This window comes from Streptococcus hillyeri, from assembly GCF_003686955.1.
Lineage (GTDB): Bacteria > Bacillota > Bacilli > Lactobacillales > Streptococcaceae > Streptococcus > Streptococcus hillyeri.
Window position 1 is genome coordinate 41325 of record NZ_RCVM01000011.1, and the last position, 11551, is coordinate 52875.

The window sequence follows — 11551 nt, forward strand, 5'->3', positions numbered from 1 at the left end:
TTCAATAATTGGAACTATTATACCTCCTTTTCTATTAAAAAAAAAGCCCTTATGAAGGCTTTTTATGATAAAACGTTCTTTTTGAGGTAAGAAATAGCTGGCGCAGTTAAACGACGGGGGCCTCTGATGTTCGTAACTCCCAATTCTTTTAAGCGGTCAAGCGTTAACTCAGAATCGCTGAGCTGCTGGCGTAAACGGATAAGCATCATCTCACCATCTTCCTCTGCAAGATGGTCATCTAAAACTTCACAAATATACCGCACCGCTTTTGTCGGAGCAGTAATATAAATTAGAACGACATCCCCTTTTTTAAGGGATTTTTTCTGATGCCAATAAACCGTTTGATGCGCCGCAAATTCCCTGTCAATATCATAATTTTTCATATTGGCAGGAATAATCCAATAGTCCGTACCATTTGGATTGGACACTGTTTTTGGCGCAACCAATTGACGGCTTTTGAGCACTAACTCAAAGAGTTCTTGATCAGATACCTTACCATCCAAAACCACAGTGACCCACGACTTCTTAGACATGTGATAGGCTGGATAAATCGAAGTTTTCTCAGTAAGCCTTGGAATATCATTCGGAGAAACCTTGATATTAATGATTTCCACAACTTCTTTTAAATCTTCGTTCGACCACTCCTCATCCCCTAGCTGCAACTTCGAGCGTTCCACAGTCCCTACTAAACCGTACCATTTTTGATTATCGGGATGACGAAAAGCTGTAAAACTTGGAAATTTGGCAAAAGGACTATCCGTTTGATCTCCAAAATTTTCGGTCAAATAAATAGCAAGACGATTGGTTTGTTCTTGAGAAAATAGCTGAGCTTCAAAACAAGTGGCCGCAATTCTTTCTAAAATCTCAAGATATCCTTCTCTAACTTGACCAACAAATGATCCTACTGCACGCTCAACACGTAATGCTAAATATTCCTCATCAAGCTCCAAATCAATAACACAAGCAGAAAGATGCCCATCTTTTGAAATGCTAACTCTAGCTTCAAAACTATCCTCTAAGAAGCTCTCTGTGTAATGATAAATCTCTCCATCAAAAGAAAATCCATAAGGAATTAACTTATCAAAACATACTCGCTTTTTGGTAAATACCACATCTTCTAAAGCCATTACACTTTCTCCATAGATATAAAAGAGCGTAGGGAAGGCAAAACCATGAACGGTTATCTTCTACTGCACTCTAAATCACCCTGACATTATTGTAAAAACGAAGAGGCTGGAATCATTTTCACAACCTCTTCACTTTCTGCCCCCTGCAGGAATCGAACCTGCAACTAATTCTTAGGAGGAATTTGTTATATCCATTTAACTAAGAGAGCTAGTAAAAAATCTGCCACAAAGACAGATTTTTATCCATACGTTATTCCTAACTCTTCTAAATTAGAGGAGTTGAACTGAATACGACCTACGAGCTGTGCAAAAAAGACAGTTTTTCCACGAACGCCAACGTCCATTGTCAAAAACTCCTATTTTTGCTTTGCTCGCTTAACGGTCTTTATATCTTAGAATTAGCGACGGATTTCTTTAATACGAGCAGCCTTACCTTGAAGAGCACGCAAGTAGTAAAGTTTAGCACGACGGACTTTACCGTAACGTACCACTTCAATTTTATCAACACGTGGTGTGTGGATTGGGAACGTACGTTCTACACCGATACCACCTGAGATTTTACGAACAGTGTACATTTCTGAGATCCCTTGACCTTTACGAGAGATAACAACACCTTCGAAGATCTGGATACGTTCGCGGTTACCTTCGACAACTTTCGCGTGAACGCGGACAGTGTCACCAGGGCGGAATGATGGGATATCAGTACGAAGTTGACCTTCAGTCAAACTTTGGATTAATGGATTCATTTTTTATTCTCCTATCTTACTAATCTTAAGAGCAGTTTGTCGTCCCAGCGGATTAGCCGTAATTTCTGTGTGTCCATTACACACTCTTATTATTTTAGCAAAAAGAGCGGACGCTTGCAAGTCAAATGTTGGGAAAATTCATCTCCTTATCAACTGCTAATACTTAACAAAAATCAAAAATTACTTTTTTGCTTCTTTCTTAAAAGTGCGGACGCTCCAAAGGTCTGGGAGACCTTTGGAGGTGGGAAATAGAGCTGACGAAGTCAGTATCACAACCTCCTACGGAGTTTCATTGCTAGATTTGAGTCTCTTTTTCGCAGTAGATGATTGGCTGTACTTGTCGACTAATCGACAGCGTCCAACCTAATCATCCTTGCGGGGGAACTACTACGAAATTGATTTTCAATTTCTGTAGTTCTCCCAAAAATCCGTTCTTATCAAGCAAATTACCCTCGCTTTTTGATTTCTAAGCTCAGGCTGAAACTGTCCACTGGACAGTTTCACTCCCACATCCGCACAGCTCCAAATGTCTGGGAGACCTTTGGAGGTTGGAAATAAGATGAACGAAGTTCATCACATTCGTATAGGATGGCCGCTAACGATTGCGTGGTAGTAAAATAGTCCAGTGGACTATTTTAGGTGGACACTTGAAAATGAAAAAGTGTCCAGTTAGGACTTCCAATCAGCCACTGCGTCAATCTGTTAATGCCATTAAAAATAGAAGGTTGAGATATTTATGTCCCAACCTCCCTCAATTATTATTTATTTTGTCTCAATAAGTCCAAGTTCACCATCTTCACGACGATAGAGAACATTTGTCACGTTGTCTTCAGAATCTGTGTAAATGAAGAAGTCGTGTCCTAATAATTCCATTTGAAGCAAAGCTTCTTCTAAGTCCATTGGTTTTAAAGTGACATGTTTTGTACGAACAACCTTAGTTGCTGGTGTTTCTTCAGCAGCTTCAGCTTCAAATTCGCTCGTAAAGACTTGACCTGTAGCTACTTTTTCACGGTGTTTCTTCGCAATCTTAGTTTTGTTTTTACGAATTTGACGTTCAATTTTATCAACTACCAAGTCAATAGAACCATACATATCTTGTGACACATCTTCTGCACGAAGCGTGATAGAATCAATCGGAATCGTTACCTCTACTTTAGCTGTCTTTTCACGGTAAACTTTTAAATTAACACGAGCACTCAATTCTTGATCTTCATGGAAGTATTTCTCGATCTTACTGATCTTGCTTTCTACATAATCACGGATAGCTTCGGTTACTTCAATATTTTCACCACGGATACTAAATCTAATCATAGTAGATACCTCTTTTCTCGCTTTTTTAAAAGCGCTTTCTTTTTACACTTTTATTATACTCTTTTTAGAAAAAATTGCAAGCCTTTTTAGCGTGCTAGTGAAAATGTTTTTATTTCTTTCACTCCTTTTTCATGAAAAAGCTGGGCTGCTAACTGTAAAGTCATTCCAGTTGTATAAATGTCATCTATGAGAAGGATTTTATCAGGCAAAGCTTTATCGAACCTTAACTCAAAAGGATTTTGAGATTGCAAACGTTCTGCACGAGATTTATCCGATTGCTTTTTTACCTCTCTTTTTATCAATAATTCTTGATAAGATAAGCCAGTACCATCCAATAATCCTGTTACTTGATTAAAACCACGCTCTGCCTTTCGCTTGTCACTTAATGGAATAGGAACCAGAGTATATTCGCGATAAGATTTCAAGGCAAGTTTTAAGTCATTCAGAAATACTTTTCGTAAGAGATAATCACCCTGAAATTTATAGCGACTGAAATAGGCTTTCATGGCAGTATTGTAGCAATAGATTGCCTGATGATTAACCGACTTTCCCTGCTTCTGCCAGTAGAGACAATCGCTACAAACCTCGCTTTCCCCATATCTATAACACAAGGGGCAATGCTGCTCTGCTATTTTTTCAAAAGTCGAGGAACAAGCGGAGCAAACCAGGGTCTTAGAGGGAGCTAAGGTTAATAGTTCTTGAAAACTAGGGCGTTTTTTAAGCTCAGCTGCGCATATTAAACAGGTCATGCAAAGCCTCCTTTTTGATTCATCAGGCGAATCTCAGCAATGGCTCTTGCCATCTCTATAGTCATGCCATCGTGAAAGAAAATCAATTCTCCTGTTGGTCTCTCCATTGCTCTTCCGACACGGCCACCAATCTGCACAAGAGAGGACCGCGTATAGAGTTTATGGTTGCTCCAAAGTACAAAAACATCTACACAGGGAAAGGTAACTCCCCTCTCTAAGATAGTGGTTGATACCAAAACAGTCAGCTTTTTATCTCTAAACTGCTGAACTAATTCTAAACGATTTTCTGTTGTTGAGGCAACAAACCCAATAGTTTCCTGTGGAAATGTTTTCGTTAAGATTTCAGTAAACCTTTGTCCTATCTCAATGTGAGGAAAGAAAATCAAAAGTGGATAACCCGTTTCTCTTTGTGAGGCTACCTGTTTCAACAATTTTGAAGGGAGTTTGTCTTTTTGAAGACTAAATAACAGTCCACTCAGCCACTTCATTTTGGGAACCACGAGAGGATTGGCGTGGAAACGTCTGGCTAAATCTAACTTTTTAAGCTTTCCTTGTTTGACTTGTTTATCCAATGCATCCGTTGAGGTAGCTGTCAAAAAAACTTTGACGCCATCAATTTTAACCGCTTGGTTAAGACCATGATAAAGCATGGCATTATCAACGAAAGGAAAAGCGTCCACCTCATCTATAATCAGTAAATCAAAGGCTTGGTAAAATTTAAGCAACTGATGGGTTGTTGCAATAACCAAGGGCGCTCTAGTATAAGGCTCACTCTCACCATGCAAGAGCGCTATGGGACAAGAAAAATCTCTGCTAAGGCGTTTATGAAGTTCTAGACAGACATCAATCCGTGGACTAGCTAGACAAACCTGTCCACCTTGCTCCAAAACACTTGCCACTGTCTCATAAATCATTTCGGTCTTTCCAGCCCCTGTCACCGCATGAATAAGGATATTTTCCTTATTAGCCACAGCAGTTTTCATGCCATCTGAGATTTCCTGTTGGTACGACGTCAGAGTTCCTTGCCAGATCAGATACTTTTCTTTAGAAAAAGGCTGCGCTGGGAAATAATAGAGAGGCTGGCTTTGTCGATTTCTCCCTAACATAAGACACTCCCTGCAATAATAGTCACCAGCTGGCAACAGCCAGTCTGTTAATATGTGACTGCCACATCGCTGACAACAGAGTTTCCCTTTTTGCTCTAGCATGGCTGGTAACTGTTTAGCTCTGCTTTTTTCCTCATCGGAAAGTTGATGCGCTACAAATAAACGTCCGTAAAAATCTTCCATACTTGACTATTCGGATTTCATTAAAAATATGGTAAAATTTGGGTATGAAAAACTATAAAACAATTGCTAAAGACGGTATTGTCGAAGAAGAGATTAAAAAATCGCGCTTTATCTGTCACCTTAAACGTGTGGAAACAGAGGAAGAAGGGCGTGATTATATCGCTCAAATTAAGAAAGAGCACTACAAAGCTAATCACTCCTGCTCTGCCATGATTATTGGGCAAGATGGACAGCTCAAGCGTTCTTCAGATGATGGAGAACCATCAGGTACTGCTGGTGTTCCGATGCTGACTGTTCTAGAAAAACAAGGGCTAACCAATGTCGTCGCTGTGGTCACGCGCTATTTTGGAGGGATTAAACTTGGAGCAGGTGGGCTTATTCGTGCTTACGCTGGTTCTGTCGCTAACGCTCTGACAGAGATCGGAATTGTCGAAGTTAAAGAACTAGATGGTCTCCAAATCCAGCTCAGCTATTCTCAGTATCAAACCTTTGGAAACTTCCTTGAAGCTGAAACGCTTCAAGAGTTTGACACCCAATTCGGGGCAGATGTGACGACCACTATTTACGTTGACAAGGAAAAAATGGACACTACCATTGCTAAACTCACTGAATTTTACGCTGGAAAGGTAACCTGTCAAAAATCAGGAAATCAAATCGTAGAAGTTCCAGTCCAGTAATCTTTCCCATGATAAGAAAATCTTATCACCACTATAAAAAATTAGTATTTTACAGCACCCGCTTTTCTCCTTATAATAGCGATAGAAAAGTGAGGTATCTGTATGACTAAAATTTATAATAATATTACTGAATTGGTGGGGAAAACCCCTATTGTGAAATTGAACAATATTGTTCCTGAAGGGGCTGCTGATGTTTATGTGAAACTCGAAGCCTTCAACCCAGGATCATCTGTTAAAGACCGTATTGCTTTAGCCATGATTGAACAGGCTGAAAAAGATGGTAAAATCACTCCTGGTGATACCATTGTTGAACCAACATCTGGTAATACTGGTATCGGACTCGCTTGGGTTGGTGCTGCTAAAGGCTATAAAGTCGTTATTGTTATGCCTGACACCATGTCAATTGAGCGTCGTAAAATTATCCAAGCTTATGGTGCTGAGCTTGTCCTCACCCCTGGTAGTGAAGGAATGAAAGGCGCGATTGCCAAAGCACATGAAATCGCAGAAGAGCGCAATGGTTTTGTACCGTTACAATTTGCAAACCCTGCTAACCCTGCTATTCATGAAGCAACAACTGGTCGTGAGATTCTTGAAGCATTTGGTGAAACAGGACTAGATGCCTTCATCTCAGGAGTTGGAACTGGTGGAACAGTTTCTGGCGTCTCTCACACTCTAAAAGCCGTAAACCCAGAAGTTCAAATTTTTGCCGTTGAGGCAGATGAATCTGCCGTACTCTCTGGAGAAAAACCTGGGCCACATAAAATTCAAGGCATTTCAGCTGGTTTTATTCCTGATACACTTGACACAAACGCTTACGATGATATTATTCGTGTCGCTTCTGACAATGCGCTTGCAACAGGACGTTTAATCGGTGCCAAAGAAGGCTTCCTCGTAGGAATTTCATCTGGAGCTGCTATCTATGCAGCAATCGAAAAAGCTAAAGAGCTTGGCGCTGGTAAAAAAGTACTCGCTCTTCTTCCAGATAATGGTGAGCGTTACCTCTCAACAGCACTTTACGATTTTGAATAATTCCAATTTTCAATGACAATACCAAAAAACTCTTAGAACTGGTTCTCACCAAAACTAAGAGTTTTTTATTATATAGTTGTTTGAATTAATAATAGGACACTATCTAATCAGGATAGTATGAGATAAATCTATCCATCATATTTTTGATTGTCCTATTCTTGATTCAAAACATTATAATGATGCTCAATGGGAAATAATTCTGACAAAGTCAGCGTCAAAACCTCCTGTAGAATTTTAACGTTTTTTGACAAACCTGAACTTTTTCAAAATGCAATGACTACATTATTTTTCTTTGTCTCGCAGGAAAGTCAAACTTTCATCAATCCAATCTGACAGATTATCTGCCAAAGGTTGAAATCCAATTTTCACTCTACTGTTTGAAAAACGGTGACGTTGTGGAAAATGGTGTTTTTCTTCCTCTAGGCTACGCATAGACAATGATGCCTTGCCACTGTATTCATCATAATCAATCACCTGAACTTGGACATGGTCACCAATTTTAAAAACATTGTAAATACTGTCGACATAACCTGTTTTAACTTCAGAAATATGAATGAGGCCCTTGATGCCATTTTCTAAAACCACAAAGGCGCCGTAGGGTCTAAGACCTGATACTGTGCCTTCATATTTTTGTCCAATTTTCATTAGTCAACAACCTCAATGGTTTCAATCACCACATCTTCTACTGGTTTGTCTGAGTAACCTGTTTTCACAGCTGCAATAGCATCAAGAACAGCGTAAGAGGCGTCATCCATCAATTGTCCAAAAACAGTGTGGCGGCGATCAAGGTGCGGCGTTCCACCATTTTCAGCATAATATTCTGCAATCGGCTCTGGCCAACCACCACGTGCAATTTCCTTTTTGCTGTATGGCAGGTTTTGATTTTGGACAATAAAGAATTGGCTACCGTTGGTATTTGGTCCAGCATTTGCCATTGACAAGGCTCCGCGAAGATTATAAAGTTCATCTGAAAATTCATCTTGGAAGCTACCGCCATAAACAGACTCACCACCCATACCTGTTCCAGTTGGGTCACCACCTTGAATCATGAAATCTTTGATGATACGGTGGAAGATGATCCCATCGTAATAACCAGATTTTGCTAAATCCACAAAATTCTTAACTGTTAGTGGAGCATGATCTGGGAAGAGTTTGATGACCATATCACCATGGTTTGTTTTAATTGTTGCAACTGGTCCTTCAACAAGGGTCAAGTCTAATTGTGGGAAGTTCAATTCTTTTTCTACCATTCCTAATTTCTCCAAGGCATTAAAAATGCCATCTTCTTCTACTGTGTCTGTAATGTAATCTGCTTTTTCCTTAAGTTCTGGGACAGCATTGCCCATCGCTATTTTGAAACCAACATAGTCAAAAATTTCCATGTCGTTTGGACCGTCTCCAAACATCATGGCATTGGCTGGTGTCAGACCTTCTTTGTCTAAAACTTGACCAACACCTGAAGCTTTTGAAATGCCATCTGCGACAACATCTGATGAATGCACATGCCAAGGGACTAAACGCAACTGGTTAGCGAGCTCTTCTGGCAATCGAAGCTCTGCATTGTTTTCCGCAAAAGTCCACATGTGATAAACATCATTCTCTAAATGGAAATCTGGCGCCACTTCACATTCACCATAAACAGGAATCATGGCTTCATCAATCAGTTTGCTTCGTTCGGAAACGACTGGCTTGTCCTTACCGGCAAAACCATAGGCAATGCCCTGCTCTTTTGCCCAAGTCACATATGCTTTGGCAAGTTCTGGAGCAATTGGCTGATTGAAAACTTCTTGTCCTTTACGGTCAATGACATAAGAACCATTAATCGTGACAAAATAGTCTGGATTAAGGTCACGAATTTCTGGAACAACACCATACATGGCACGACCTGACGCAATCCCTGTCAGAAATCCTTTTTTCTTTAGACCAGCAAAGACGGTTTTTATGCTTTCTGGCATGTATCCCGTATCTTTCACACGGAGTGTATCGTCAATATCAAAGAAAATGACTTTAATTTTCTTAGCTTTGTATTTCGTTTTTGCATCCATCTTTAAAATTATCCAAGGCCTTTCTCAGTTTTAAGTCAAAACAACTAATAGCTTATTATAGCATATTTATGCCTAAAAGGTGTAAGTGAGAGTAACTGACATCATTTCCAACAGTCTAGATAATTCCTTTATTCGCTATCTGGAACCAATTTATGCTTAAAGGCGTAAACAACAGCTTGTGTACGGTCAGCGACATCTAATTTAGACAGAATATTAGAGACATGGGTCTTAACTGTTTTTAAGGAAATAAAGAGTTCGTCAGCAATGGTTTGATTGTCGTAACCTTTTGCTAATAGCCCTAGAATGTCACGCTCTCGCGCTGTTAACTCATCGTGAAGATGTGGGTCATCCCGATAATCTTTGAATTTTTGATTGACCTCAGTTTCAATGGCAAGATTTCCCTTAGCAACTTTTTGAATAGCATTAAGAATTTCAGCCGCATTTGAGGTTTTGAGCATGTAACCTTTGGCACCTGCTTCAATGACTGGGTAAATTTTTTCATTGTCCAAATAAGATGTTAGTACCAAAATTTTGGCTTCTGGCCACTCTTTCAAGACTTGCAAAGTCGCTTCTACCCCATCAAGTTCTGGCATCACTAAATCCATGACCACAACATCTGGTCTTAATTCCAGAGCAAGTTCAACGCCCACTCTGCCATTGTCAGCCTCACCAACCACTTCAATATCCGGCTGCAGGTTAAGAAAACTCTTCAACCCAAGTCTGACCATTTCATGATCATCTACCAAAAGTACGTTAATTGTCATCCACTTCTCCTTCCATCAAAGGCACTCGAATATCCAAGGAAGTGCCTCTTCCCTTGCTACTCAGCAGTTTCATCGTCCCTGCTAAGTCTTCCACACGGTCTTCAATATTTTTAAGTCCATAGCTGAGCTCCCTCTTAGCGTCTAAATCAAATCCCTGTCCATCATCTATCATCTTGAGTTCGACATCACTCTCACCTTGAATGAGATAAACCTCTAGATGATTAGCCTTGGCATGCTTCAAGGTATTGCTAATAAACTCTTGAGCAATCCTGAAAAGATTTTCTTCGATAGCTTTTGGAATTTCAAAAACTTCTGCTCGGTAATCAACTTTGATATTAGCCTTATCCGTTAATTCCTTTAATATCATGCGCAGACCTTCTGAGAGAGTTTTCCCCTCTAACTCCGTTGGCCTTAAGTGCAAGAGTAAGATCCTCAAATCATTTTGCGCATCGTTGACAATACCTTCCACCGTTTTCAGCTGTTCTTGCAACTGCTTCGTTGTCAAATCCGGTGCTACATGAGATAGACCTGACAACATCATACTAGAAGCAAACAATTCCTGACTAACCGTGTCATGAAGGTCTCTTGCAATCCTGCGTCTTTCTTGCTTAACAATGTCCTCACTATTTTCGATATAGGCATTTTCCGTTTTTTGCAAGTTCGTTGTCAAATGCCTCATCTTACTTGAGAGGCGCAACAAATTTTGACTGAGTTCCGTTTCACCTGATTCTCGTATTGGCTTATTATCCAAAATTTTGCGCAATTGATAGTTGGTTTGGCGTTTACTGTACTCATCCAGCAAAAACCATCCCATGAGCAGTATCACCATTAGCGTAACAGCCAATGATAGCAAACTCCATCCAAGATTAAAAATCAGATTGAAGTTTGAAATAATGATGTTGAGACTTAAGCCCAAACTATCAAAGAGAACAAACGTCACAGTCCCTAAAATGAGGATGTCGAAGATAAACAGTGTCATAATGGTTTTAATTTTCATCGTCTCACCACCTCTACATTTCCAGCAAGAACGCTGACAACGAGTTTCACTCGCTTATGAGACTGTCTGTAACACTCTTCTTCTAAGGTAATGGTTTCGTTACGTAAATCGTATTCAGGATAGTCCAAAAAGGTAATACTGCCATAAACACTCGATGCATTTAGGCGAACGGCAACATCAATCGGTACAATGACCTGAGTTGGTCCGTAAATCTTACGAATGAGAATATGATTGTCTTTACCAGCTACAATAACTTCTGTCAAATCAATCGTATCATTTCCTGTCAATCGGATAATATTGATATCATCAAAAGCAAAGCCTGTACGCTTTAGGGGCTCATGCTCACCAATCCATTGATTGGTAGTAGAAGTGACAGATAACTCTTCCTCAAATTGAATTAAGGCTCTACGATTTTTTTGCTTCACCTGAGAAAAATGGTTAATCAGCATGTAAACCATCCCAAATAAGATGGCAACAATGACATACGGGTTTAGCATAAACACTAAAAAGAGTAGCCAAAAACTAGCTATCAAAAGAAAATTATTGCGACTGCCTAGATTATAAAATCTCAGCAAAAGTAAGGTTACAACCAAGAGCAAGAGAAAGGCTGAAATATCCTTAGACAATATGGTCATGATCGCCATTGCTAAAAGAATACTTTCAACAATTAAGAAAATATGAAATTTTTTCATGTCACTCCTTTATACTTAACAAAAATCAAAAATTACTTTTTGTTTCTTTCTTAAAAGTGCGGACGCTCCAAAGGTCTGGGAGACCTTTGGAGGTGGGAAATAGAGTTGACAAAGTCAACATCAAA

General features: G+C 39.7%; 12 protein-coding genes and 1 tRNA gene. 2 read left to right on the forward strand and 11 right to left on the reverse strand.

Translation table 11 applies throughout. The annotated features are described in order from the left end of the window. Positions 1–62: 62 nt before the first annotated feature. The 6 genes from EAF07_RS06435 to EAF07_RS06460 all read right to left on the reverse strand — a co-directional run bounded on the left by EAF07_RS06435 (position 63) and on the right by EAF07_RS06460 (position 5222). Complete coding sequence (locus EAF07_RS06435) at positions 63–1127, reverse strand: MmcQ/YjbR family DNA-binding protein (RefSeq protein WP_121835772.1); 1065 nt, start codon at positions 1125–1127, stop codon at positions 63–65. 137 nt (positions 1128–1264) lie between these two features. Next, positions 1265–1336, reverse strand: a tRNA-Arg gene (locus EAF07_RS06440). 189 nt (positions 1337–1525) lie between these two features. After that, complete coding sequence (gene rplS, locus EAF07_RS06445; protein ID WP_027971744.1) at positions 1526–1873, reverse strand: 50S ribosomal protein L19; 348 nt, start codon at positions 1871–1873, stop codon at positions 1526–1528. 762 nt (positions 1874–2635) lie between these two features. Continuing rightward, positions 2636–3184, reverse strand: coding sequence for a ribosome hibernation-promoting factor, HPF/YfiA family (gene hpf, locus EAF07_RS06450; protein ID WP_121835773.1), 549 nt, complete (start codon positions 3182–3184; stop codon positions 2636–2638). Between the two features lie 86 nt (positions 3185–3270). Beyond that, positions 3271–3933, reverse strand: coding sequence for a ComF family protein (locus EAF07_RS06455; protein ID WP_121835774.1), 663 nt, complete (start codon positions 3931–3933; stop codon positions 3271–3273). Beyond that, entirely contained in the window at positions 3930–5222 is a 1293-nt protein-coding gene (locus EAF07_RS06460) for an ATP-dependent helicase ComFA (protein ID WP_121835775.1), read from the reverse strand. Before EAF07_RS06460 ends, EAF07_RS06455 begins: the two co-directional genes overlap by 4 nt. Positions 5223–5266: 44 nt before the next feature. Between EAF07_RS06460 and EAF07_RS06465 the strand changes: the two genes are divergently transcribed. Both EAF07_RS06465 and cysK read left to right on the forward strand, forming a co-directional pair. Further along, positions 5267–5899 (forward strand): YigZ family protein, encoded by a 633-nt coding sequence (locus tag EAF07_RS06465; protein WP_121835776.1) that lies wholly within the window; start codon positions 5267–5269, stop codon positions 5897–5899. A gap of 102 nt (positions 5900–6001) precedes the next feature. Further along, positions 6002–6928, forward strand: coding sequence for a cysteine synthase A (gene cysK, locus EAF07_RS06470; protein ID WP_121835777.1), 927 nt, complete (start codon positions 6002–6004; stop codon positions 6926–6928). A gap of 282 nt (positions 6929–7210) precedes the next feature. On the opposite strand, the gene EAF07_RS06475 is transcribed toward cysK, so the two are convergent. The 5 genes from EAF07_RS06475 to liaF all read right to left on the reverse strand — a co-directional run bounded on the left by EAF07_RS06475 (position 7211) and on the right by liaF (position 11426). Beyond that, positions 7211–7573 carry a S1 RNA-binding domain-containing protein gene (locus EAF07_RS06475; protein ID WP_121835778.1) on the reverse strand — a complete coding sequence of 121 codons (363 nt, stop codon included), beginning with the start codon at positions 7571–7573 and terminating at the stop codon, positions 7211–7213. Beyond that, the gene (locus tag EAF07_RS06480) at positions 7573–8973 is read right to left on the reverse strand and encodes a Cof-type HAD-IIB family hydrolase (RefSeq protein ID WP_121835779.1); all 1401 of its coding nucleotides are present in this window, start codon (positions 8971–8973) and stop codon (positions 7573–7575) included. The genes EAF07_RS06475 and EAF07_RS06480 overlap by 1 nt, the downstream gene beginning before the upstream one ends. A 128-nt stretch (positions 8974–9101) precedes the next feature. Further along, complete coding sequence (locus EAF07_RS06485; RefSeq protein ID WP_121835780.1) at positions 9102–9737, reverse strand: response regulator transcription factor; 636 nt, start codon at positions 9735–9737, stop codon at positions 9102–9104. After that, entirely contained in the window at positions 9727–10734 is a 1008-nt protein-coding gene (locus EAF07_RS06490) for an envelope stress sensor histidine kinase LiaS (protein WP_121835781.1), read from the reverse strand. Before EAF07_RS06490 ends, EAF07_RS06485 begins: the two co-directional genes overlap by 11 nt. Continuing rightward, positions 10731–11426, reverse strand: coding sequence for a cell wall-active antibiotics response protein LiaF (liaF, locus tag EAF07_RS06495; protein WP_121835782.1), 696 nt, complete (start codon positions 11424–11426; stop codon positions 10731–10733). The genes EAF07_RS06490 and liaF overlap by 4 nt, the downstream gene beginning before the upstream one ends. Positions 11427–11551 lie beyond the last annotated feature (125 nt).